At 70.0% G+C, this 22833-nt stretch carries 21 protein-coding genes; 9 read left to right on the top strand and 12 right to left on the bottom strand.

Annotated features, from left to right (window positions below):
* The first annotated feature begins 113 nt into the window (after window positions 1-113).
* The 3 genes from LZ199_RS44670 to LZ199_RS44660 all read left to right on the top strand — a co-directional run bounded on the left by LZ199_RS44670 (window position 114) and on the right by LZ199_RS44660 (window position 2749).
* Complete coding sequence (locus tag LZ199_RS44670; RefSeq protein WP_253999953.1) at window positions 114-1616, top strand: HAD-IG family 5'-nucleotidase; 1503 nt, start codon at window positions 114-116, stop codon at window positions 1614-1616.
* A 157-nt stretch (window positions 1617-1773) separates the two neighbouring features.
* Complete coding sequence (locus LZ199_RS44665; RefSeq protein WP_253999952.1) at window positions 1774-2235, top strand: hypothetical protein; 462 nt, start codon at window positions 1774-1776, stop codon at window positions 2233-2235.
* A gap of 211 nt (window positions 2236-2446) precedes the next feature.
* Window positions 2447-2749: a hypothetical protein gene (locus tag LZ199_RS44660; RefSeq protein ID WP_253999951.1), complete on the top strand. Its 303-nt coding sequence runs from the start codon at window positions 2447-2449 to the stop codon at window positions 2747-2749.
* 83 nt (window positions 2750-2832) lie between these two features.
* On the opposite strand, the gene LZ199_RS44655 is transcribed toward LZ199_RS44660, so the two are convergent.
* The 4 genes from LZ199_RS44655 to LZ199_RS44640 form a co-directional block, all read right to left on the bottom strand.
* A complete protein-coding gene (locus LZ199_RS44655; RefSeq protein ID WP_253999950.1) occupies window positions 2833-3513 on the bottom strand; it encodes a DUF1361 domain-containing protein in 681 nt (226 codons plus the stop codon).
* A 172-nt stretch (window positions 3514-3685) separates the two neighbouring features.
* Complete coding sequence (locus tag LZ199_RS44650; RefSeq protein WP_253999949.1) at window positions 3686-4294, bottom strand: hypothetical protein; 609 nt, start codon at window positions 4292-4294, stop codon at window positions 3686-3688.
* A gap of 403 nt (window positions 4295-4697) precedes the next feature.
* A complete protein-coding gene (locus LZ199_RS44645) occupies window positions 4698-5831 on the bottom strand; it encodes a DNA gyrase subunit B (protein ID WP_253999948.1) in 1134 nt (377 codons plus the stop codon).
* A gap of 39 nt (window positions 5832-5870) precedes the next feature.
* Window positions 5871-7118, bottom strand: a complete 1248-nt coding sequence (locus LZ199_RS44640) for a S1 family peptidase (protein WP_253999947.1) — start codon at window positions 7116-7118, stop codon at window positions 5871-5873.
* A gap of 276 nt (window positions 7119-7394) precedes the next feature.
* On the opposite strand from LZ199_RS44640, the gene LZ199_RS44635 reads away from it, so the two are divergent.
* Window positions 7395-7901, top strand: a complete 507-nt coding sequence (locus tag LZ199_RS44635; protein WP_253999946.1) for a GNAT family N-acetyltransferase — start codon at window positions 7395-7397, stop codon at window positions 7899-7901.
* A 10-nt stretch (window positions 7902-7911) separates the two neighbouring features.
* On the opposite strand, the gene LZ199_RS44630 is transcribed toward LZ199_RS44635, so the two are convergent.
* The 4 genes from LZ199_RS44630 to LZ199_RS44615 form a co-directional block, all read right to left on the bottom strand.
* Window positions 7912-8475: a hypothetical protein gene (locus LZ199_RS44630; protein WP_253999945.1), complete on the bottom strand. Its 564-nt coding sequence runs from the start codon at window positions 8473-8475 to the stop codon at window positions 7912-7914.
* Between the two features lie 12 nt (window positions 8476-8487).
* The gene (locus LZ199_RS44625) at window positions 8488-8868 is read right to left on the bottom strand and encodes a hypothetical protein (RefSeq protein ID WP_253999944.1); all 381 of its coding nucleotides are present in this window, start codon (window positions 8866-8868) and stop codon (window positions 8488-8490) included.
* 3 nt (window positions 8869-8871) lie between these two features.
* Complete coding sequence (locus LZ199_RS44620; protein WP_253999943.1) at window positions 8872-9762, bottom strand: hypothetical protein; 891 nt, start codon at window positions 9760-9762, stop codon at window positions 8872-8874.
* A 164-nt stretch (window positions 9763-9926) separates the two neighbouring features.
* Entirely contained in the window at window positions 9927-10736 is an 810-nt protein-coding gene (locus LZ199_RS44615; RefSeq protein ID WP_253999942.1) for a CheR family methyltransferase, read from the bottom strand.
* Between the two features lie 163 nt (window positions 10737-10899).
* On the opposite strand from LZ199_RS44615, the gene LZ199_RS44610 reads away from it, so the two are divergent.
* A complete protein-coding gene (locus LZ199_RS44610; protein ID WP_253999941.1) occupies window positions 10900-12990 on the top strand; it encodes a M3 family metallopeptidase in 2091 nt (696 codons plus the stop codon).
* A 31-nt stretch (window positions 12991-13021) separates the two neighbouring features.
* Here the strand turns inward: LZ199_RS44610 and LZ199_RS44605 are convergent, their stop codons facing one another.
* On the bottom strand, window positions 13022-14815 hold the full coding sequence (locus tag LZ199_RS44605; protein WP_267145183.1) for a R3H domain-containing nucleic acid-binding protein: 1794 nt from the start codon (window positions 14813-14815) through the stop codon (window positions 13022-13024).
* Window positions 14816-15106: 291 nt separating this feature from the next.
* Between LZ199_RS44605 and LZ199_RS44600 the strand changes: the two genes are divergently transcribed.
* From LZ199_RS44600 to LZ199_RS44585, 4 genes are all read left to right on the top strand, one after another.
* Complete coding sequence (locus LZ199_RS44600) at window positions 15107-16756, top strand: DUF1592 domain-containing protein (protein WP_253999940.1); 1650 nt, start codon at window positions 15107-15109, stop codon at window positions 16754-16756.
* Entirely contained in the window at window positions 16753-18093 is a 1341-nt protein-coding gene (locus LZ199_RS44595; protein WP_253999939.1) for a DUF1552 domain-containing protein, read from the top strand. Before LZ199_RS44600 ends, LZ199_RS44595 begins: the two co-directional genes overlap by 4 nt.
* Before the next feature lie 47 nt (window positions 18094-18140).
* Window positions 18141-18791, top strand: a complete 651-nt coding sequence (locus LZ199_RS44590) for a CAP domain-containing protein (RefSeq protein ID WP_253999938.1) — start codon at window positions 18141-18143, stop codon at window positions 18789-18791.
* Window positions 18792-18861: 70 nt separating this feature from the next.
* On the top strand, window positions 18862-19593 hold the full coding sequence (locus LZ199_RS44585; protein ID WP_253999937.1) for a CAP domain-containing protein: 732 nt from the start codon (window positions 18862-18864) through the stop codon (window positions 19591-19593).
* A gap of 15 nt (window positions 19594-19608) precedes the next feature.
* Here LZ199_RS44585 and LZ199_RS44580 read toward each other — a convergent pair whose 3' ends face one another.
* The 3 genes from LZ199_RS44580 to LZ199_RS44570 form a co-directional block, all read right to left on the bottom strand.
* The gene (locus LZ199_RS44580; RefSeq protein ID WP_253999936.1) at window positions 19609-20904 is read right to left on the bottom strand and encodes an alpha/beta hydrolase; all 1296 of its coding nucleotides are present in this window, start codon (window positions 20902-20904) and stop codon (window positions 19609-19611) included.
* Window positions 20905-21029: 125 nt separating this feature from the next.
* Window positions 21030-21863, bottom strand: coding sequence for a dienelactone hydrolase family protein (locus LZ199_RS44575; RefSeq protein ID WP_253999935.1), 834 nt, complete (start codon window positions 21861-21863; stop codon window positions 21030-21032).
* A 107-nt stretch (window positions 21864-21970) separates the two neighbouring features.
* Complete coding sequence (locus LZ199_RS44570; protein WP_253999934.1) at window positions 21971-22759, bottom strand: FKBP-type peptidyl-prolyl cis-trans isomerase; 789 nt, start codon at window positions 22757-22759, stop codon at window positions 21971-21973.
* Between the last annotated feature and the right edge of the window lie 74 nt (window positions 22760-22833).

Genomic DNA, 22833 nt, shown 5'->3' with positions numbered 1-22833 from the left:
ACTCACCCGTCACCGCGCGGGACGGGGCGGCCGCGGACCTTGTGCGAGGCAGGCGACGAGGCCGAAGACAGGCATCGACTTTTGGCGCGGGACGGGGCAAGCCAGGGAGTCCTATGCGCTCGCAAACTCCCGGTCCCCCGCCCGAGCGGGGCTTGTTCTGCAACCGCACCCTCAACCTGCGCGCCATCAAGGCCGTGGGCTACGACATGGACTACACGCTCATCCACTACCGCGTGGAAGCGTGGGAACGCCGCGCCTACGAGCACATCCGAGACAGGCTCGTCGCGCAGGGCTGGCCCGTGGGTGACCTCCAGTTCGACCCGGCGCTCGCCATCCGCGGGCTCATCATCGACACGGAGAAGGGCAACCTGCTCAAGGCCAACCGCTTCGGCTTCGTGAAGAAGGCCCTGCACGGCACGCGCTCCATGGACTTCATCACCCAGCGCGACGAGTACTCCCACACCGTCATCGACCTGCACGAGCGCCGCTGGGTGTTCCTCAACACGCTCTTCTCGCTGTCGGAGGCGTGTCTGTACTCGCAGCTGGTGGACCGGCTGGACGCGGGCCAGCTGCCCGGGCCCATGGGCTACGCGGACCTCTACGAGCACGTGCGCAAGAACCTGGACGCCACGCACATGCAGGGTCAGCTGAAGGCGGAGATCATCGCCGACCCGGAGCGCTACGTGCTGGACGACCCGGAGACGCCGCTGGCGCTCCTGGACCAGAAGAACGCGGGCAAGAAGCTGCTCCTCATCACCAACAGCGAGTGGGCCTACACCGAGCCCATGATGCACTTCGCCTTCGACAAGCACCTGCCCGAGGGCATGACGTGGCGGCAGTTGTTCGACGTGGTGATTGTGTCCGCGCGCAAGCCGGAGTTCTTCACCACCCGCTCCGCGCTCTTTGAAGTCGTGGAGACCCAGGGCGAGGCGCTCTTGCGTCCGCACTCCGCCGGTCCCTTCAAGGTCGGCACGCCGTACTTCGGCGGCAGCGCGCTGGAGCTGGAGCGCCACCTGGGCATGAGCGGCGACGAGATTCTCTACGTCGGCGACCACATGTTCGGCGACGTGCACGTGTCCAAGAGCGCGCTGCGCTGGCGCACGGCGCTCATCTTGCGCGAGCTGGAGGACGAGGTGCGCGCCATCGCCGCCTTCCGCCCCACCGAGGCGCGGCTGGCCGAGCGCATGGTGCTCAAGGAGAAGCTGGAGTGGGAGAGCTGTCAGCTGCGGCTGGAGCTGCAGCGGCGCCGCGCGAACTACGGGCCCCGGACGGATGTGCTCACGGAGTCGGAGCTGGTGGCCCGGCTGGGCGAGCTGCGCGAGTCCCTGGAGGGCCTGGACACGGAGCTGGGCCCCATGGCCCGCGCCGCCACGGAGCTGTCCAATCCCATCTGGGGCCTGCTCACCCGCGCCGGCAATGACAAGAGCCACCTGGCCCGCCAGGTGGAGCGCTACGCGGACATCTACACGTCGCGCGTGTCCAACTTCCTGTTCGCCACGCCCTTCGTCTACCTGCGCAGCCCGCGCGGCAGCCTGCCGCACGACCCCAGCCTCCCCGGCGGCACCCCCGTCTTCCCCGCCACCGACACCGGCGGCGGCATGGCGGAAGCCGAGTAACCGGCCTCGCGGGCGGGCCCAGGCCTGCCTGCCTGCCCTGGGGAAACTACCCAGGTGCGCGGAATCACTGGATTTTCGTTCAGTACCCCATCAGAGGGGCAAGCAGGCATTTCCCCTCTGAAAGGACGTGTCAGACCCCCCGGCTAAGAGTTGTCGGGTGAGCCAATCGAACCCGAACAGCTCTTCAACGCGCGTGCTCGAGCAGCGGAACCTGCTCGGAGGGATGGACCTCAAGCCCGTGCTCGGCCGTGGAGGGCGCAAGCGCGCCCGCAGCTTCCATGTCGCCACGGAGAAACGGGTGGGCTTCGCCGCGGCGCTGGCGCTGGTGGTGGAGCATGGCCGCGAGAAGGCCCGGGAGACGGGCGTCACGTCCCAGAGCCGCTGCCCGCGCTGCAACCACGTGGGCCTGACGGAGCAGGACTTCGGCTACCGCATCATCCGCGGCGAGCGCCGTCCCCAGTCCTGGTGCCGGGGCTGCCGCGGGCAGCACCTGGAGGCCGAGACCCACGAGTCCACGCAGACGGCCAGCGTCTCGCACAGCGAGGAAGGCTGGCTGTTCCCGCCCGAGACGACGACGAGCACCCGCCCGCCCCGGCGCGGCAAGCGCTCGTCGACGTGAAGCGGGTGGCGTGAAGAACCCTTCCGCCGAGGGCCTTGGGGCTCCAGGCTCCGGGTCGACCCCGTGGCCGGGCCCTCTCCCTCGGAGGAGGACGACAAAGCGGCCGGGCGGTCCTCGGGCACGGAGCACGGAGCTCAGCCCCTGCTCCTGTCCCTGGAGGGGGTTGGAAAAGCCGTGGCGCCGTCCTTACCTCACCAGGGAAGGAGGCATCATGGCCGTTCGGACCAAAATGGCGGGAGTGAAGAACAGGCGACGGGTGGCCTCGGCGGACGAAGCCCAGCCCAACGTCCAGGCCAGCAACGGGCGCAAGACGCTGCCCCGGGATGAGGCGGCCGCGCTGCGCCGCACGAAGAACCTGTCGCGAGTGACGCTCGGGCCCGCGTCGGAGACGCATGAGCCCAAGAGCAACACCCGGCGCCGCACGTCGCTGAACGGGCGCAAGAAGGCGCCCAGCGAGATGGCCATCAAGCATCGGGGCGGACCGCGCAACCGCGCGCGCCTCCACGGCGGCTGACGACTCCAGCCAGGGCCCCTTTCCACAGCCACGCCGCCCCGTCCGGAAATCCCGGGCGTGGGCGGTGTCGCCGCTTCAGGGGCTCAGCCCGTGGCGCGCTGACGGCACAAGCGGGTGACGAAGGCCTCGAAGGCGACGTAGGACAGGGGCAGCAGCAGGGCGAAGGTGACGGTGAGGCTCGTCAGGTAGGGGAAGGACAGGGGCTCGCGCAGGTGGGCGCCGATGGACGTGAAGAGGCTCCCCGGGTGCGTGAGCACGTGCCAGCTGTTCCAGCGCTCCACGCGGCCCAGGTAGATGCCGTAGCCGCACAGGAGCGAGGTGACGCCGACGAAGGCCCAGGCGCTGCGCCGGCCCCAGCGCTCCTCCAGCCACTGCTTCCAGATCTCCAGGGAGAGCAGGCCCAGCATCCACCCGGTGGCGGCGAACAGCGCGAGCAGGGCCGCGTCGAACCACAGCGGGACGACGGGGCGCTGGTGCAGATGGATGAAGTCGGTGAGCAGGTAGGGCGCGTTGGGGAACAGCGCGAGCCAGCCGGCGGCGAGCGGCGCCAGCACCCAGCCGCGTCCATGGCCCCGCACCATGAGGACCCGCGCGAGCAGGGCGAGGGTGTAGGGCGCCCAGGCGAGGAACAGGTTCCACGGGAGGAAGGCGAAGCTGGCGCGCTCGCTCCAGTCGAGGCGGATGGCCAGCAGGCACGCCGCGAGGACGGTGCACAGCACCGCGGGCAGCAGGCCATGGCGACGCGACACGGACAGCAAGGACATGGGAGGGGACATGGCGTGCGGTGGCAAAGCCGCGCACCGTGGCCCGGTGGCCACGGTGGACGGCGCGAAGTGTGGATGTTGCTTCGGGTGCCTGACATCGGAAAGCCCGTGCATGGAGCATTGAGCAAGGCGCGGGCCAGGGTAGACGTGAGTCCCGACACCCGCGCGGCGCTCATGGGCCCGGGGGCCAGAGCGCGCTGACGCTCGGGTCTTCCGCCAGATAGACGACCCAGATGTGCTCTCCGGGGCGACGCTGGACGTCCAGGACGTGCGGCGACGGCATGGCTCCTTGCAGCAGCTCTCCGTGCACGGTGAAGACGTACTCGAGTCGCACCACGCTGCCCGCCTTCACGCCCGGGACGAAGTCCCGCTCCACGCGGGTGAGCTCCGCCGCGGCGGGCAGGCCCCAGCGCAGCGCGCGCAATCGCTGGCGTTGCTCGCGCCGGAGCGCCGGGGGCCAGGCCGTGCGCCGCAGCAACAGCCCGAGCCCGCCGAGGATGGCGGCCGGCACACCCAAAGGCCGCAGGTAGGCCACCGCCACCGGCATCATCAACACGCCCACGGTGAGCAGGAACGTGCCCAAGGCGTGCCGCGAGCTGCTCGCCGGACGCCACACGGCCTGACGCTGCGCCCGCGTGAGCGCGCGCGGTGGCAGGGGCGGCGGCGCGCCTCGGGCCGCGCGCAGGACCTCCGACAGCGAGCCTCCGCAAACCGAGCAGCGCTCGTCAGGCCCTACCAGGACGACGTGCGCGCAAGCGGGGCAGACCCAACGCGAATCCACGGACTCTCGCGTCGGCTGGCCAGGTCGTTGCACGGCGGCTCATGGGAGCACCACCCCGTGCTCCCGCGCAACCAGGCCAGGGGATGAACAGTCCGCCGAACTCGCGTCACGCGAGGCACTGGACAAGGTGCGCCGTCAGGAACCGCGGCGCAGGGTCGTCACTTTGAACTGAGCGCGCCCGGCCGAAAAAGTCCTACACGCTCATCCATGACGGTTCGAGTCCGTCCACCTCCACTTGCTTATGGGGGTGACGCCGCGGGTGCGGCACCTGACTCTTAATCAGACCCCAATGGCTTGTTCACTCGGGCGCGCTCAAGCCTCCCCTTCCTGGTGTCACCTCATCCCACGGACGACCCACCGCTTTGGTGCGGGCTCGGGCGTCGCCGAGGACTCGAGCCGTGACTCAGCTCAGGGGCACTCCCGACAACTGCAGCACCCGCGACTCCAGGTCTGGATGACTCGCGAGCGCCTGCTCCACCCAGGCCGAGACGAGCTGCGAGACGTCTGCCTTCGCCTCCGGATTCGCGAGCTGCTCCTGCGTGGGCCCGTACCACACGGTGTCGGGCACGACGAGCTCCACCACGGCCGTGAGATGTCGCAGCAACGAGGCATCCGTGAAGGACAACACCTCCTGCTCGGTCCCACGGGCCTTCATCCTGGCGCGCAGGGCCTTGCGCAAGCCGAGCACGAGCCCATCATGGTGCGTGCCATCGAGCGTGCACTCGCGCAGGTTCGCCCACGACTTCACCCCGTGGCCGTGAGCTTCGCCCCACTGCAGCGCGAGCCGCACCTGCGTCGTGCCCGCCTGCCCCTCGAAGCTCCAGGGGGCGTGGATGGGTTGGGAGGAATCGGAGAGCTCGACACAATAGTCCGGGAGTCCCCGCCTGCGCTGGTAGCGCGCCTCCAACCCTGACACTTCGTCACGAAGCCGCCAGCTGATGCCCGCGTGAAAGGCGGAGAACGACGCGAGCCTTTCCTTCAACCACTTCACGGAGAATCGACTGTACGGGTCGAAGATGGTGGCATCCGGGGTGAAGGTGATGTGGAGGCCGGTCTCCGAGGCGGACGGCTCCGCTCCGGGCGCGACGGCATGAAGTTCGCCCTGGGGAAGCCCTTCCCGGAAGCGCTGACGCCAGCGCTGCCCTCCCGTCCAGGCAGTGACTTCGAGCGCCGAGGCGAGCGCGTTGACGAGCCCCAGGTCCACGTAGGGAACCGGGAAGATGACACCTCGGGGCATTCCAGGCCGCGGCTCCGCATCCCTGTCGAAGTTCACGAACGTGAGCCACCGCCCGACATCCGCGATGGGCGACGTGCCGGAAGGCAGGGGCCACGGCCAGCCATCAAAGGAGACCCCGCAGGAGCCATTCTCGCCCAGGGACAGGGAGATCTCCCGCACCCGCCCTTCCCTGCCCGCGATGACTCCCACCAAGAGCAGGGACTCAGCAAGCCGGGTCAGGCCGTATCCATACGTGTCCCCGATGTACATCCCCGGCCGCCGGCGGATGGCCTGACGCAATTCCTCTCCATTGGTACGCATGCCCGGACAATACCAGACACGGGTCCTGTACTCAGGTGTTCATCGCTCGTGGAGCGCGATTTTCGAAGGCCGAAATCGACGCCGCCGCTTGACTCCTACCAGCGCCAACACCCCGAAAATCACGAGCCCGGGAGCACTGGAACAGCCTCCCTCCGAGGCCTCGTCCGGTGCCTCGGGCTCGGGATCTGGAGGCGGTGGGGTGCAGGGCGTGAAGCAACGACAGGCGTCTTCTCCCTGCGACTCCAGACGGGCACAGATTCCTCCCGCTCCGCACGCGGAATCCTCGGTGCAGGTCGCGCCGAAAGCCCCCTCTCGAAGCGCGGGCAGCAGGCACCGACCTGGGGCTCCCTCCGTCGTGACACAGGTGAGGCCAGAGGGGCATTGGGCGTCCTCTTCGCAGGCTTCACGGCACAGCGCCTCGGGCGCGAGTGTGGACACTGGAGCCGGTGGAGTGCTCGCGAGGAACGGATGGATGAAGTCCTCCAGCAGCGCGTCCACTCGAACGTTCACGGCCTCGGCACGACAGGCCACGTCACCGCTCACGGTGAGCCCGACGAGGACTCCATCGCCCGCGAGCACGGGGCCTCCGCTGTCGCCCACGCAGCTCATCCCCGGTGCCGGGCCTGCTCGAAAAGCGGCGGGCTCCACGCTCGTCAGCTGGAGCATTCCCTGGCGCCGACGGCCCGACGGTGCGTTCACGTCCTTCGTGTCGCCGTAGCCCACGGCTCGCACGCGTGCGCCCTGGGACAAGGCTGCACCGGTTTCCGGAAGAGCTACAGGCGAGACCTCGACTGGAGCCGCGAGCCGCAGCAGCGCCGCGTCGTAGGCATGGGTGCTCGGCACATAGCGCGGATGGAGGACTGCCTCAGAAACCCGGACGAAGAGGCCCGAGCCATCCGGCGTCGGAGACACCGTCGTTCCGAAGAACACCTCGTGCGCGCCCTCCACGCCGAACAGGTCCAGACAGTGCGCCGCCGTCAGCACCACGTCCGCCGCGATGAGCACTCCGGAGCAGAGCAGCAACGGTGACTCTCCGCTGCACCGGGTCCGGCGAGCGACCAGTGCCACCGTGGCGACATCATCCGGCGCGTCCGTGCCCTGGACGATGGGATGTGACGTCTGTCCTGGTGTGTCGACGGGTTCTCCGCGCTCCTCCGCGACGGGCGCACAGGCTGTCAGCCACATCAGCACCCCGAACCCGAGACATCGCGCGACGCGAAGTGCAGCCCCTGCACCGGGCGTCCTCCACAGGAGGTCGCGAACGCGCAGGCCATGGACAGCGGTCATGACACGCTCCAAGGGGGTCTTTCTCCAGGGGTCGTCCGGTGCGCATGCCCACCGAGCGACAGGCGGTGCACAGGGGGGCTGCCCCTGGGCGTCAGGACGTGCACGGCGACCTCGCCGGTGCGAGACAGTCCTTCATCCAGCAGGTCCTCGGTGGTTTGCTCACGTGCTGAGGCTCCTGCTCCGTCCGGCATCATGAGTGAAAGCCTCTGGCACATGGCGACGGGCCCTTCGCCGCTGACGGGCCACTCCACCGAAGCACGGCCGCGAGGAACACCGATGCCCTTGTCGATTCGACCCGAGACTCCCGCCGACAGCGCCGCCATCGAACGGCTCACCACCGCCGCTTTCCTGGACGCACCCCACACGAGCCACACCGAGCAGTTCATCGTCAACGCGCTCCGACGGGCGGGCGTGCTGTCCGTGTCCCTGGTCGCGGAGGACGACGGGGTCATCGTCGGCCATGTCGCGCTCTCGCCCGTCAGCCTCTCGTCCGGAGAGACAGGCTGGTACGGCCTGGGCCCCATCTCCGTGCTGCCGGAGCGCCAGGGCCAGGGCATCGGCGCCCGGCTCATGACGTCGGCGCTGGGCGAACTGCGCGCCCTCGGCGCCTCGGGCTGCGTGCTGCTCGGCGACCCGGCCTTCTACCAGCGCTTCGGCTTCCTGCCTCGACCGGAGCTGGTGCTGCCCGACGTGCCCGCCGAGTACTTCCAGGCGGTCTCCTTCACCGGACACTGGCCCGTCGCGCAGGTGACCTACCACGACGCGTTCAACGCGACGGAGTAAGCAGGACACCTCACGGCGCCGGACGGCCTTCACGAGCGGCCTCCTCCGCCGCCGCTTCGGTCAGCGTGCGAACCTCCTCGCGCAGCTTCACCAACCGGCTCCGGTGACGCTGGAGGAGCGTCTCCACCTGGCGCACGCGCTCCGGGTCACCCCGCGCCTCCACGCTGTCCCGCTCGCGCTCCAGCCGCTCCACCTCGCGCCCCAGCAGCGTGGTGATGTGCGTCGTCTTCTCCAGCTTCCACTGCGCCGTCTGGGGCAGCTCCGGCTGAAGCTCGTCATTCACTTGCGGCGGCGGATTCGCCACCTCCGGCTCCGGCGCCACATCCCCGGGCCGCAGGGCCACCACGGTGGCGTCACGGGGAGCCGCCTCGGAGTCTGGCGGGGACTCGGGAACAGGCGCCACCGCCGCCACGGAGCGAGCGGGCGGAGGCGCTGACGGCGGCGCGGAGGCCGCCTCCCTCACCTCGGGGACACCGGGAGCCTCCGACGGGGACGCGGGCCACAGCAGACCCAGCGCCACGGCCACGACGAGCGCCACTCCCGCCGCCAGCATCAGTCGGTTTCGATTCTTCATCGCTCGCCCTCGTCAGAAGCGGACGCGCCAGCCACCAGCGTGACGCTCCACGCGCAACAACCACGGCTCCTTGGCGACCTCGCCGTCACGCGCGATTCGCGCCCGCACCAGCACCGCGTCCGCATCCCTGCCATCCAACTTGGACTCGACGATACCGACAAGCGACAGGCCGTGCTCGTGCATCTCTCGCACGGCCTCCTCGCACGGACGCATGCTCCCTCCGGTGGCCAGCAGCGGTCCCAGAACCGCGCAGTCCTCCGAAGGGAGCGCCTCGAAGAAGCGCCGCACCGTCTCTTCCGCGGCCTCCGTCTTCGAGGCCGTGGACGAACACGCGAGCAGGGCCCACACGGCCCCGCTCACCCACACGCCCCAGCTTCCACGACGAATGCGCATGTCTCAGTAGCAGTTGGAGGCGAACAGCTCGTCGTCCGTGGCGGACACGAACTGGTCATCACAATAGGCGCTCGCCAGAGCGTGGCCATTGCGCACGCAGCCGTCGTGGTTCGTGGCATCCAGCGTGTACTGGGTGTCACCACCGCACCCGCCGCCGCAGCGGCCGAAGCAGTTGCCCATCACCTTGGGGCGCGACCAGTGGTCCGGCTCGCCGCACAGCCAGGTGCTCCCGCTCATGTAGAACTCGTCGCCGCCGCACGACGTGTGGTCGCCGAGCTGGGCGATCTGCTGGTTGCCCGCGAAGCTGAAGCCGCCCTTGTTGCAGTCGTGCTTCGCATACGAGTACCAGTTGTAGACGCCCCCGCAGCTCCCGGTGTTCTTGCCGTTGCAGCGCGCATAGCTGCACAGCATGGTGTAGCCACGGCCCTGCTCGCCCATCACCGTGCGCTGGAGCTCCACGGTGGACGGGTGCTGCGCCCACAGGCCCACCGCGCGACGCAGATACATCGCCTCCGGAGCCGCCGCGTCACCCGTGGGCAACTCGGCGCTCAGCGCGTCGTAGAACGCCGACAGCAGCTCCCGGTCCGCGTCCGTCAATTGCGTGTCGGCCGCGCCCTCGTCCGCGAAGCCATCCATCGTGGACACACCACTGGCCGGATCCAACAGACCGGCGAGCGTCATCCCGCGCAGCCGCACCTCCAGGCTGTACACACCGGGCTCCACCTCGCGCGCGGAGAACGAAACCTCGCCTCCGTCCCGAGCGAAGGTGCCACGCGTGTCGCCAGTCTCGGCGGACAGCGACAGCCCCTCCTGCTTGGGCTGAGAAGGCTCACCGCCCGAACCACCACAGGCCCACAGCATCAACGTCGCGACCGCACAGAGCACCTTGCGCATATCGTTGCATTTCCTCCGGCCAGGGGACTTGGCCCCGAAAGACAAGCGGTGGTACCGGGCGCCCTGCTCCCACTCAAGGCCGGGTGCGTCACATGCCCGTGACTCACACCTCCTGTGTGAAACATGAACCATGTCTCACGGGTGCGCGGAGACCCGGTCCGACTTCAACGCGTACCCGGGACACGGAAGATGGGCAGCGTGCCTGCGACCCGCTCCAGCTCCGCGCCTCCGTCCGGCAGTGACTCCCTCGTACCGACGACGAGCAATCCCCCGGGCGCGAGCCGGGACACGAGCCCCGCCAGCACCTCGCGCTGGAGCGACGGCGCGAAGTACGTGAAGGCGACATTGCGACACAGGATGAGGTGGAACGGCCCCGGCGGCATGCGGGCTCGCAAGTCTTCGTGAAGGAAAATGAGACCCTCACGGTACTCGGGGGTGAGACAGGGCTCGACGGCGGAGCCGGTGAAGACGCGGGGCCGCCAGTCCGGTGGCAGCTCGCGCAGGGTCCCCTGGGGGTAGCAGCCGCGTCGGGCGCGGGCGAGCAGGGCCGCGTCCGCCTCCGTGGCGAGCAGCTCCAGCCGGGCCTGGGGAAAGCGCGGCAGCAGGCCCAGGCGGAAGAGGATGCTCACCGTGTAGGGCTCCTCGCCGGACGCACAGCCCGCGCTCCAGACGCGGAGCACGGGGGAGGACTCGAGCAGCGCGGGGAGCAGCTCGTCCCGCAGCGCATCGAAGACTCGCGCGTCGCGGTAGAAGCGGGAGATGGTGACGCGACAGAGCGCGTCCAGCACGGCCCACTCCTCCGGGTCCGACTCCAGCCGGTCGCGATACGCGGCGAGGTGCGCGAGCCCCAGTTCCTGGAGCCTCCGTCCCAGGCGCTTGCAGACCTGGCCGCGCACCCGGTGGAAACCCTCCAGGCGCAATCGCAGCCGGGGCGCGGCCCACCGCAACAGCTCCGTGCAGTCGTCGACATTCAACGCGCGCTCCTGCCCGGCTCCTTCACCATGTTCGCGTGCCTCCTGCCCGCGCTGGCGAGCCCACCGGGAGAATGTCAGGCGCACCGGGGGACGGGCGAGCGAAGCAGGCCGGGATGTGGCATGACGCTCGGACGTTTGCGATGGAACCCGGAGGAATCTGCCCTTGAAGAGACTGACTGCGCTCACCCTGACGGCGGCCCTGGCGGCGGCCGGCTGTACGCATGGCTCCGCGGCCACCGAGCCCACCCCGCCTCCCGAGCAGGCCACCGCGCCCGCCACACCCGCGCCGGAGGCCACGGCTCCCGCCGCCCAGCCGATTCCCCCGCCCCGCACGGCCGACGTGCTCTCCGGCACCGCGGAGGCCTTCACCGCCGCGTGCACCGCCGACATCGAGCGGGCCCAGGGTCAGGTCATCGCGCTGAAGAAGCTGGACGCGCGCAAGGACGGCAAGGCCGTGCTCGCGGCGTATGACGAGGCGACGGGCTCGCTCATCGCAGCGGCCAACCGCGCGAGCCTCGCCCGCGAGGTCCATCCGCTGCCGGCCTTCCGCGACTCCGCCCGCGAGTGCGAGCAGCGCGTGGACACCACCAACGTGGAGATTTCGCAGGACCGCGGCGTCTATGACGCCCTGTCCGCCGTGGACCTGTCGCAGGCGGACGGGCCGACGAAGTACTGGATGCAGCGCACGCTGCTCGACTTCCGCCGCGCCGGCGTGGACCGCGATGACGCCGTGCGCGCGAAGGTGAAGTCGCTCAACGAGGAGCTGCTCAAGCTGGGCCAGCAGTTCGGCAAGAACATCGCCGAGGGCGTGCGTCAGGTGTCCCTCACGCCGAAGGAGCTGGACGGGCTGCCCGCCGACTACGTGAAGACGCACCCGGTGGGGAAGGACGGCAAGGTGGTCATCACGACCAACTACCCGGACTACTTCCCCTTCATGACGTACGCGAAGGACGGCAAGGCGCGCGAGAAGCTGTGGCGCACCTACCGCCAGCGCGCGTTCCCCGCCAACCAAGCGGTGCTGTCGCAGCTCATCGCCAAGCGCTACGAGCTGGCCACGCTGCTGGGCTATCCGAGCTGGGCCGCGTACACCACCGAGACGAAGATGACGCGCACGCAGCAGGCGGCGTCGGAGTTCATCGACCGGCTGGCGGCGGCCACCCAGGCTCGCGCGAAGCAGGAGTTCGCGGACCTGCTGGCGCGCAAGAAGAAGGACGTCCCGAGCGCCAAGACGCTGGAGCCGTGGGACCAGGACTACTACGAGGACCGGCTGCGCGCGGAGCGCTTCGGGTTCGACTCGCAGGAGGTGCGGCCCTATCTGGAGTACGGCCGGGTGAAGGCGGGGGTGATGGACATCACCTCGCGCATCTGGGGGATTGAGTACCGCCGCGCCGACGACGCGAAGGTGTGGCACCCGGAAGTCGAGGCCTATGACGTGCTCGACGGCGGCACGCTGCTGGGCCGCATCTACCTGGACATGCACCCGCGCGACGACAAGTACAAGCACGCGGCGCAGTTCGACCTGGCGTCGGGTCAGGCCGGCAAGCGGCTGCCGGAGGGCACCCTGGTGTGCAACTTCGCGCGCCCCGGCGAGCTGATGACGCATGACGAGGTGGAGACCTTCTTCCACGAGTTCGGCCACCTGCTGCACGCGGTGTTCTCCGGCAAGCAGCAGTGGAGCGGAATCACCGGCATCCGCACGGAGTGGGACTTCGTGGAGACGCCGTCGATGCTGCTTCAGCAGTGGGCGGGCAACCCCGAGGTGCTCAAGGAGTTCGCCAAGCACCACGAGACGGGCGCGGCGATTCCGGCGGAGATGGTGCAGAAGCTCAACGCGTCGAAGGAGTTCGGCAAGGGCCTGTGGGCGCGGCGGCAGCTGTTCCTGTCCGCGGTGAGCCTGGACTACTACTCGCGCAAGCCGGGCTTCGACACGACGACGGCGCTGGTGGAGCAGCAGACGAAGCTCAGCCCGTTCAAGCACGAGCACCGCCCGGGTACGCACTTCGAGTTGGCCTTCGGGCACCTGGATGGGTACTCGGCCGCGTACTACACGTACCTGTGGTCCTCGGTCATCGCGAAGGACCTGGAGACGGAGTTCCAGAAGAAGGGCTACCTGGACCGTGAGACGGCGATGAAGTACCGCCGCACCGTGCTGGAGCCGGGTGGCTCCAAGCCCGCCGCGGAGCTGGTGAAGGACTTCCTCGGTCGCGACTACGGCTTCGACGCGTACCGCGCCTACGTGGACGCGGCGAAGTAGTCGCGAGTGTTGCTCCTGGGGAGCCCGTGAGTCACGGGCTCCCCTCGTCGTCTTCCTTCGCGAGCGCGGCGTCGAGCTCCGCGCCCAGCGGGTAGATGACCAGGTGCCGTGAGGGCTCGCTGCCGTGGCTCACGGCCTCCAGCGGGTAGCGGCTCACCAGGCGGTGCTGGAGCTTGCGCACCCGGGACTGACGCGGCGCCAGGGCCACGGAGACCCCTTCGCTCAAGGCCCGCTGCACCGCGTGCTCGGCTTCCGTGACGGCATCGCGGACCTCGTCCTCGTCCACGCCCTCCAGCACGTTGAAGAACGCCTTCAGCGTCCGGCGCAGCTCCGTGGAGCTGGCGCGCTTCACCGCTTCCACGCGCGCGCCTGTCTTCGCCACCACCCGCCGCATCCTCGGGTCATTCGCGCGAGAGCGCAGCGTCACCACCAGGTCCGCGGACTCCAGCCGGCTCACGAGCCGGACCTCCACGGGCAGCTCGCGCAGCACCCGGAGCAGCAAGTCGCGGTTCACTCCGTGCGGATAGAGGCGCGTGAGCCCCTTGGTCTCCTCGGCGGGCCAGGCTTCGGCGGACTCGTCGACGCGTCGTGCGGAGAAGCGCGTCGACTGTGTCGCAGGAGGCGCCGATGGGTGGGTCGTGCTCGGAGATTCAGGTGAGTCGATGAGCGCGGGATTCGATGCAGGCTCAGGGATGACAGTCGGCGGTGGGGGCGGTGCATCCACGCCCCTCAGGGGGATGGGCGACGTTACTTGCCCCACCGGACGTCTCACCATCGGGCCGCGTCCCAGCTCCACCGGTGGCAGCGCCTTCGCCGGCTCCACCTCCACCCGTCCCGTCACCGCGTCCTGCCTTCGCCGCTCGCCGCCCACGTCCTTGCCCGCCAGCAGCCGGTCCACCGCCTCCGCCGTGTCGGCGTGCACGCGCACCTCGTCGCGGCTCACCATCTCCACCACGATGTCGAACGTGGGCGGCGCCTTGCGCTCGCTCACCGTCTTCTGGGTGCGCCGACGCCGGGCCTCATCGTCGCTCAGCGTCACCGTGTGCACCCCGCCCACGAGGTCCGACAACGTGGGGTTCAGCACCAGGTTCTCCAACGTGTTGCCGTGCGCCGTTGCCACCAACTGCACACCGCGCTCCGCAATCGTCCGCGCCGCCGACGCCTCCGCCGATGTCCCAATCTCATCCACGATGATGGCCTCGGGCATGTGGTTCTCCACCGCCTCGATCATCACGTCGTGCTGCCGGTCCGGCCTGGACACCTGCATCCGCCGCGCGCCCCCAATCCCCGGATGCGGCACGTCCCCGTCCCCGCCAATCTCGTTCGACGTGTCCACCACCATCACCCGCTTGCCCAGATCATCGGCGAGCACCCGTGCCACCTCGCGCAGCTTCGTCGTCTTCCCCACCCCGGGCCGCCCCAACAGCAACAGGTTGCGCCCCGAGCCGATGAGGTCCTTCAGCATGTCGATGGTGCCGTAGACCGCGCGCCCCACCCGCAACGTCAGCCCCACCACCCGCCCTCGCCGATTCCGGATGGCCGAGACGCGATGCAACGTCCGCTCGATGCCCGCCCGGTTGTCCTCCCCCGGCGCCCCCACCCGCTCCAACACCTGCTGCAGATCCTCCAGCCCCACCGGCGCCTCGCGCAGCCGCACCACCTGGTCCACCAGCCGCGCCTCCGGCGCACGCCCCAAATCCAACACCACCTCCAGCACCTGCGTGGAAGCAAGCGCTCGCACCACCTCTCGCAACCCCTCCGGCAGGACGTCCACCAGCAACAGGAAGTCGTCAGCGACGGCGGTATCGGCACGCGATGAAGTCATGGCCCTTCTCCTCTACCGGAGCCCCGACGCCGCTTCCACGTCATCTCCCGCTTCCTCCTTCGCCCCACCCCAGGCCCCACGCGGGGCAACCCGCTTCACCTCCGCATCCCCCCACACCCCACGCAAGGCCACACCCCTCCCGTCCACCCCTCCCCCCAGGGCGCCCGTCCGTCCACCGTCCAGCGCATCTTCCTGGTGAGCGTCTTGCTTTGCCCCGACCCGGCTCCGCCAGGCGCGGCGCGGTGAAAGGGGGAAGAGGACGTGACACCCAGGCTTCACGAACGAAGGCGCATGCACTGGCTCGCGAGCGCGGGCTGCATCCTGCTGCTCGCCGGCTGCAAGGGTGACTCCCTGCCCAAGGCCCGCGTCCTCCCGGGTGAGGACAATCCCCATGCCCAGAACGACGAGTGCAAGGACGCCTCGAAGGACCCGGGCCGCGTCACCCTGCACCGCCTCAACCGCGCCGAGTACGACGCCACCGTGAGGGATTTGCTGGGCGACACCACCCGCCCCGCGCGCGACTTCCCGACGGATGACCACGGCTACGGCTTCGACAACAACGCGGACGTGCTCAGCATGTCGCCCCTGCTGCTGGAGAAGTACGCCACGGCGGCGGAGAAGCTGGTGGAGACCGCCTGGAGCAACGGCCACCTGCGCACCTGCGTGCTGGACGCAGCCAATCCCGAGCCCTGCGCTCGCGACATCCTCTCCCGCTTCGCACGCCGCGCCTGGCGCCGCCCCGTGGCACCCGAGGAGGTGGACCGGTTGCTGCGCGCCCTCACCCTCGCCCGGCAGCAGGGAGACCCGCCCGAGGTGGGGGTGAAGCTCGCCCTGCGCTCGGTGCTCGTGTCGCCCCACTTCCTCTTCCGCGTGGAGAAGGACCCGGAGCCAGGGGCCACCACGCCGCGCCGGCTCGACGACTTCGAGGTGGCCAGCCGCCTCTCGTATTTCCTGTGGAGCAGCATGCCCGACGAGGTGCTCCTCCAGGCCGCCGAGCAGGGCAAGCTGCGCACGCCCGAGGAGCTGGAGGCCCAGGTGCGCCGCATGCTCGCGGACCCCAAGGCCCAGGCCCTGGTGAGCAACTTCGCCGGACAGTGGCTCTTCACGCGCGCGCTCGAATCGGCGGAGCCGGACCCCACGCTCTACGGCGCCTTCAACGAGCCGCTGCGCAAGGCCATGCGCCAGGAGACCGAGCGGGTATTCCAGGAGTTCATCACCGGAGACCACAAGCTGAGGGACTTGATGGATGTGCCCTTCACCTATGTGAATGACGTGCTCGCCACCCACTACGGCCTGCCCCCGCCCGGCAGCGCCACACCGAAGCGCGTGGACCTGTCTGGCCATCCGGAGCGTCAGGGCATCTTCGGCCACGGCTCGCTGCTCACCGTCACCTCCAACCCGGACCGCACCTCGCCCGTGCAGCGCGGCGTCTGGGTGCTGGAGCAGCTGCTGTGCTCCGCGCCACCGCCGCCGCCGCCTAACGTCGAGGGACTGCCGCCGCCGGTGAACCCTCACATGACGATGAAGGAGCGCATGGCGCTGCACCGCAGCCTGCCCCAGTGCCAGGGCTGTCACCGGATGATGGACCCGCTGGGACTCGCGCTGGAGAACTATGACCCCATCGGCCGCTGGCGGCTGCACGAGGTCAGCGGCGCGCCGGTGGATGCCACGGGAGACCTGCCCGACGGCACCGTCCTCAACGGCGGCGCGGACATGCGGCGCTTCGTCAAGGATGACCCGAAGCTCCCCGCGTGCCTCACCGAGCACCTGCTCACCTATGCGCTCGGCCGAGGCATGGCGGAAGAAGACCTCTGCGCCGTGAAGGAGATGGCGGCGACGGCGGAGGCCAGCGGCGGACGACTCAGCGACTACATCCTCGCCATCGTCCTCAGCGACCACTTCACCTCCCGACGGGGAGACCCGGAGGCCCAGTCACCATGAACAAGAAGCTCTCCCGTCGGACCCTGCTGCGTGGCGCGGGGGCGCTGATGGCGCTCCCCCTCCTGGAGCGGATGGTGCCCGGCACCGCGCGCGCCGCCGAGGCCCTGCCCACCGCGAAGCGCCTGGCGGTCTTCTATGTGCCCAATGGCATCCACATGGCGAAGTGGACGCCGTCCGGCACCGGCCCCACCTGGGAGCTGACGCCCACGCTCTCTCCCCTGGCACCGGTGAAGAGCGACGTGCTCGTCATCAGCGGGCTCGCCAACGACGCGGGCAGGCCGGATGGAGACGGACACCACGCCGCGGGCACCGCCGCGCTGCTGTCCTGCACCAAGGCCTTCAAGACGGAGGGCACCGACTTCCACGCGGGCATCTCCATGGACCAGGTCATCGCCAACCACCTGGCCCGGCAGAAGGCCACGCGCTATCCCTCGCTGGAGCTGGGCAACGACGCGGGCCGAGGCATCGGCAACTGCGACTCCGGCTACGCGTGCCCCTACGCCAACAACATCTCCTGGGCAGGCCCCCGCACGCCCATGGCCAAGGAGGCGCGCCCCAAGGCCGTCTTCGACCGGCTGTTCGCGGGCGTCGACCCCGGGACGACGCAGGCCCAGGTGGCGAAGCGCCGCGCCTATGGCCTGAGCATCATCGACTTCGTGCGCGAGGACGCCACCGCGCTCCAGAAGCAGCTCGGCGCGACGGACCAGCGCAAGCTCGACGAGTACTTCACCAGCGTCCGCGACCTGGAGAAGCAGGTGGACGCCCTGGGCCAGCAGGGGCCCGCCTGCGGCGTCCAGGTCGCGCCTGGCGAAGACGAGGACCCGCGCACCAAGACGAAGGCGATGATGGACCTCATCGTCCTCGCCTTCCAATGCGACCTCACCCGCGTGGCGACGTTCATGATGGCCAATGCCCGCAGCAACAAGGTGTATGGCTTCCTGGGGCTCAGCGGCGGACACCACGCCTACTCCCATCACCAGTTCGTCCAGTCCAACTTCGACGCCCTGGCGCGCATCGACCGGTGGGAGGTGGAGCAGTACGCCTACCTCGTGCGGCGACTGAAGGAGCTGAAAGACGCGACGGGGGCCTCGCTGCTCGACAGCTCGCTCGTGTACTTCACCAGTGAAATCGAGGACGGCAACGCGCACATCCACCGGAACCTGCCGGTGCTCCTCGCCGGCAAGGGCGGGGGCGCCGTCGCCACGGACCGACACCTGCGCGCACCGGGCGTGCCCATCGCGACCCTCTACATCTCCATGATGCGGGCCATGGGCGTCCCCAACGTCACGAGCTTCGGCGCGGACGGCACGGGGGAGCTCGCGGGGTTCGGGGGGTAGGCACAGACCTCATGCACCCGGGGACATCCTGACGCATCATTCAGGTCATGCGTCCGTCTTCCGCCGCGCTCCGCTGGCCTCTGCTCGTCCTGCTCGTTCTTCCGCTCAGCTGCATCCCGGCCTCGAAGCCGGGTCAGCGCAAGTCCTCGACGGCCCAGCGCGCCGCCGCCACCGCGTCCCGGGGACAGCAGGCCCCCGCGCGTGGCACGCCGCAGGAGCCGCGCCCCTCGCCAGCTCCCGCGAACACCTTCGCGCGGGACATGGTGGAGGCGCACAACGCGGCGCGCGCCGAGGCCCGGCCCGCTCCGAAGCCCGCGCTTCCGCCGCTCGTCTGGTCCGATGAGGCCGCGCGACAGGCCGCCTCCTGGGCGAAGGCGTGCAAGTTCGAGCACAACCCGGACCGGGGTGAGTTCGGCGAGAACCTGGCCGCCGCCACTCCCGATGCGTGGGGGACGCGACAGGTGGTGAAGAGCTGGGCGGACGAAGTCACCGACTACGACCACGCACGCAACACCTGCAAGCAGGGCAAGGTGTGTGGCCACTACACGCAGGTGGTGTGGCGCAAGACCGCCGCCGTCGGCTGCGCCACGGTGCTGTGCAAGAAGAACTCACCCTTCGGTGAGGCGTTCCCCACGTGGCAGCTCTGGGTGTGCAACTACACGCCGCCCGGAAACTTCGTCGGACAGCGGCCCTACTGAGTCGCGCCGTCACGGGTACTCCGCTCGCGCACCCTTTCAGTCGCGCCGGACGCGGCGGATAATCCGCGCCATGAACCGCTCCCTCGTCCGACCCCTGCTGACCTGCGGTCTCCTCGCGGCCTGGCTCGCCACCGGCGCCGGGTGCGGCTCGGATGAGCCCTCCGATGACAACCCCTCCAACGGAGACTCCGGCACGCCTGACTCGGGCTCAGGCACCCCGGACTCCGGCTCGGGGGCTCCAGACTCCGGCTCGGGGGCTCCAGACTCCGGCTCGGGGGCTCCAGACTCCGGCTCGGGGGCTCCAGACTCCGGCTCGGGCACGCCTGACTCCGGCTCGGGCACACTGTCCCAGTTCGCCCAGGACATGCTCGCGGGACACAACGCCACCCGCGCTTCGGCGCAGCCCACGCCGAGCCCCGCGCTGGCGCCGCTCACCTGGGACACGGCCGCGGAGACCGTCGCGAAGAACTACGCGGCGAAGTGCAAGTTCGAGCACAACGCGGGGCGCGGCAACTACGGTGAGAACCTCACCGCCGCCACGCCGAACTCCCTGTCTACCCGGGACGTGGTGGAGGGCTGGAGCGACGAGGCCAAGGACTACAACCTCGCCAACAACTCGTGCACGAGCGGCAAGCAGTGCGGCCACTACACGCAGGTGGTGTGGCGCAACACGCAGCGCGTCGGCTGCGCCACGCAGGTGTGCACGACGAACTCTCCGTGGGGCAGCCAGTTCCCCACGTGGCAGCTCTGGGTCTGCAACTACGCGCCCCCGGGCAACTACTCGGGTCAGCGGCCCTACTGAGCCGCGCCCGAGCGTTCAGCGCTCCAACGCGCGCAGCCACGCGGAGAGGGTGTCGAGCGCATCTCTCGTCACCACCTCCACCCCGGGCTGGTCCTCCCGCGCCGGCTCCGCGAGCCAGTGGTCCGCGCGCGGAATCACCTTCACCAGCGCGCGGCCTGGCGCTCCAGGCCGCAGCTTCAGCCCGCGATTGAGCGCCCGCGCCGTGAGCGCCGCGGGCGTCGTCTCGTCGCGCTCACCCAAGAGCGCGAGCACCGGCCCTCGCACGCGGCCCAGGTCCTCCGCCGAGTCGTACGACAGCACGTTGCGCCACACCTTGCGCTGCACCTCCAGGAAGCGCTCCACCGGCAGGCCCTTGAAGGGCGGCAGCGCCGTCACCGCGTACCAGCGCTTGCGCTTGGCCCGCTGGAGCTGGAAGTCGAGCGTCTTCAGCGCGCGTGTCTGCCCTTCGTCCGTGTACAGGCGCGCGTCGTAGAACACGTCGAGGAACTCCGTCAGGTCCACCAGCTCCGGCCCGGTGAGCCCTCGACGACGGCCCTCGTTGCGCATGCGGTGCTGCTCCTGCTTCCACACCGCCCCGCCCCCTCCGGACACCAGCACCAGGAAGCCCACGTCCTCCGGCGCGAGCGCCGCCGCGCGCACCGCCGTCCACGCGCCCTGGCCAAAGCCCATCAATCCCACCGCGCCGCCGACGGCCACCCGCTCGCGCAGCGCCCGTGCCGCCACCAACCCGTCCTCCGCCAGCTCCCGCACCCCGGACACCCACGGCTGACTGTCCCCCGTGGAGCGCCCCGTGCCGCGCGCGTCGAACGTGAGCACCGCGAGCCCCTGCTCGACGAGGAACGCCGGATAGGGCTCCAGCGACTCGCGCGTGCCCTGCCCCGCCTCGTGCAACAGCACCACCGCGTGGCGAGGCGCTTCTCCCGCCGGCAGCCACAGCGTGGCGGACAAGCTGACGTCGCCCGCCGCGCGCAGCGTGAGCTCCTCCGTGCGCACCGGCACCGGCTCCAGCACGAGCGCGCCAGGCGCCACCCCGCTCAACGTCAGCGTGGGGGCGCGCCATTGGGCCAGCGCCGCGGGCCGACTGCCCTCCAGCGACCACAGTCCTTCACTCCGAGGCTCCAGCCGCCAGCGTCGCCGCGAGCTGAAGTCCATCAGGAAGGCCGACGACGCATCCCGCCCTACCCGTACCAGCCCCCCGTCGGGCCGACGCCACACTCCCGCGAAGGGCGGCGGTACGTCGTCCACGACGGGTGCCCCCGCCAGGGCCACGCTTCCGGCGAGCAACAGGCCCAGAGACACCGCGACACTCACGCCAATCCTCGACAACCGCACCTCCCGAAGCCGTGCCTCGCGTTCAAGCCGACCTGGAGCCCGGGAGCAACCCCGCGTCACGCTCACGCGCGCACGTGTGGACCGCCGGACATCCGCTCACCCGCTCAGCGCTTCAGGTGGTGCTCCAGGAACATCGACGTCTCCGCCCAGGCCATCGCCGCCGCGCGCTCGTCGTAGCGCTGGCCAGAGGGGTTGGCGAACGCATGCTCGCCCTCCAGCTCGATGATGCGGTGGCGCACCCCCGCCGCGTTCAGCGCCTCCCGGAACTCCTGCACCGTCTCCGGCGGAATCGACGCGTCCTTCGTCCCGAAGATGCCCAGCAGCGGCGCCCGGATGGAGGCCAGCTCCTGGGGGTCCGTCACCGGGTGGCCGTAGTACATGACCGCCGCGTCCAGCTCCGGCAGCGTCATGGCCGCCCGCAGCGACCAGGTGCCACCGAAGCACCAGCCCAGGCTCCCCGTGCGCGTCGCGCGCACCCGCGCGTCGTCCTGGAGGAACGTGTACGCCGCCTTCAGCACCTGCGTCGCGCGCGCCGGGTCCACCGCCTTGAGCAGCGCCATCGCCTCGTCCGGATTGGCGGCCACCTTGCCCCCGTACAGGTCCACCGCCAGCGCCGCATAGCCGTTGGCCGCCAGCCGGTCCGCCCAGTGCTTGATGTGAGGATTCAGGCCCCACCACTCGTGGATGAGCAGCACGGCGGGCAGCGGCGCCTTCGCGTCAGGGGGCAGGCTCAGGTACGCCTTCGTCCCGGCCACCTCCACCTCCTGGCCCTTGAGCTCCGGAGGCGCGTCCTCGCGCAGGGTGTGCATCGCCTTGAACTCGGCCTCGGAGACCGCGCCCGTGGGTGACGGCTCGCGCAGCACCTCCCGGGGCTTGCCCCGCGTGCAGCCTCCCACCAGCAACAACGCGCCCAGCAGCAGCAACAGGTGACGGTGCATGGTGTCTCCTCGTCGGGCGACTCGCCCGCCCCAAACGAAGAGGGCTGGCAAGGGATTCCCCCGCCAGCCCTCGTGTCTCCTGCTCCTTCAAGAGGAGCGGGGGATGACTACTTCTTCTGCGCGGCCGACGGAGGCGTCGCGGGAGCGCCCGGCGCACCCGGGGCACCGGCGGGAGCCGCCTCGGGCGGCTTGACGATCTCCAGCAGCTCCACCTCGAACACCAGGGCCGAACCGCCCGGGATGTTCGGGGGCGCGCCGCGGTCGCCGTAGGCGATGTCGGACGGGCACACCAGCTTGGCCTTGCCGCCGACCTTCATCTTCTGCACGCCCTCCGTCCAGCACTTGATGACGCCCTGGAGGGGGAACTGCGTGGGCTCGCCACGCTTGTAGGAGCTGTCGAACTCCGTGCCGTTGGGCAGCGTGCCCTTGTAGTGCACCTTCACGATGTCCGTGGCCTTCGGAGAGTCACCCGTGCCCGGGGTCAGCTCCTTGTAGACCAGGCCGGACTCCGTCTTCGAGGCGCCGGGCTCCTTGGCGGCGTCCTCCAGGAACTTCTTGGAGGTCTCCTTCTCCTTCTCCGCCTTCTGGGTGCTGCGCGCGCGCGCCAGCTCCTGCAGCTTCGGCCCGTACGTCTCCAGCTCCACCGCGGGCTTGTCGCCCTTGACCTGCGCGGTGAGGCCCGCCTTGACGTACTCCAGCTCCTCGGGAGTCATGTCGAACACGCTGATGCTCTTGCCGATGGACAGGCCGAGCGCGTACAGCGTCTTCTGGTCCTCGCTCTGCGGGTTGGCGGCCGCGCCCGCGGTCGCCGTCGCCGTGGCACTGCCGTCCTTCGCACCCTGAGGCTGGCACGCCCCCAGGCTCAGCATCATCGCAACCAGACACATCTTCCGCATGTGTTTGCCCTTCCTTGGCTTGCAGCGGCAGCGAACCCGCTGCCAGTCACACTTCCCGGAGGGGCGACTTACTA

Source organism: Myxococcus qinghaiensis (assembly GCF_024198215.1).
Lineage (GTDB): Bacteria > Myxococcota > Myxococcia > Myxococcales > Myxococcaceae > Myxococcus > Myxococcus qinghaiensis.
Note: the sequence above shows the minus strand (reverse complement) of the source record. Positions and strands in the feature narration are given on the sequence as shown.

Bases quoted from the DNA above. Each gene is read 5' to 3' on its own strand.
- LZ199_RS44625 (WP_253999944.1), bottom strand. From the start codon at position 8,868: ATGCGCATTCGTCGTGGAAGCTGGGGCGTGTGGGTGAGCGGGGCCGTG.
- LZ199_RS44585 (WP_253999937.1), top strand. From the start codon at position 18,862: ATGAACCGCTCCCTCGTCCGACCCCTGCTGACCTGCGGTCTCCTCGCG.
- LZ199_RS44620 (WP_253999943.1), bottom strand. From the start codon at position 9,762: ATGCGCAAGGTGCTCTGTGCGGTCGCGACGTTGATGCTGTGGGCCTGT.
- LZ199_RS44600 (WP_253999940.1), top strand. From the start codon at position 15,107: ATGCACTGGCTCGCGAGCGCGGGCTGCATCCTGCTGCTCGCCGGCTGC.
- LZ199_RS44635 (WP_253999946.1), top strand. From the start codon at position 7,395: ATGCCCTTGTCGATTCGACCCGAGACTCCCGCCGACAGCGCCGCCATC.
- LZ199_RS44590 (WP_253999938.1), top strand. From the start codon at position 18,141: ATGCGTCCGTCTTCCGCCGCGCTCCGCTGGCCTCTGCTCGTCCTGCTC.
- LZ199_RS44670 (WP_253999953.1), top strand. From the start codon at position 114: ATGCGCTCGCAAACTCCCGGTCCCCCGCCCGAGCGGGGCTTGTTCTGC.
- LZ199_RS44575 (WP_253999935.1), bottom strand. From the start codon at position 21,863: ATGCACCGTCACCTGTTGCTGCTGCTGGGCGCGTTGTTGCTGGTGGGA.
- LZ199_RS44645 (WP_253999948.1), bottom strand. From the start codon at position 5,831: ATGCGTACCAATGGAGAGGAATTGCGTCAGGCCATCCGCCGGCGGCCG.
- LZ199_RS44655 (WP_253999950.1), bottom strand. From the start codon at position 3,513: ATGTCCTTGCTGTCCGTGTCGCGTCGCCATGGCCTGCTGCCCGCGGTG.
- LZ199_RS44630 (WP_253999945.1), bottom strand. From the start codon at position 8,475: ATGAAGAATCGAAACCGACTGATGCTGGCGGCGGGAGTGGCGCTCGTC.
- LZ199_RS44660 (WP_253999951.1), top strand. From the start codon at position 2,447: ATGGCCGTTCGGACCAAAATGGCGGGAGTGAAGAACAGGCGACGGGTG.
- LZ199_RS44595 (WP_253999939.1), top strand. From the start codon at position 16,753: ATGAACAAGAAGCTCTCCCGTCGGACCCTGCTGCGTGGCGCGGGGGCG.
- LZ199_RS44570 (WP_253999934.1), bottom strand. From the start codon at position 22,759: ATGCGGAAGATGTGTCTGGTTGCGATGATGCTGAGCCTGGGGGCGTGC.
- LZ199_RS44640 (WP_253999947.1), bottom strand. From the start codon at position 7,118: ATGACCGCTGTCCATGGCCTGCGCGTTCGCGACCTCCTGTGGAGGACG.
- LZ199_RS44605 (WP_267145183.1), bottom strand. From the start codon at position 14,815: ATGACTTCATCGCGTGCCGATACCGCCGTCGCTGACGACTTCCTGTTG.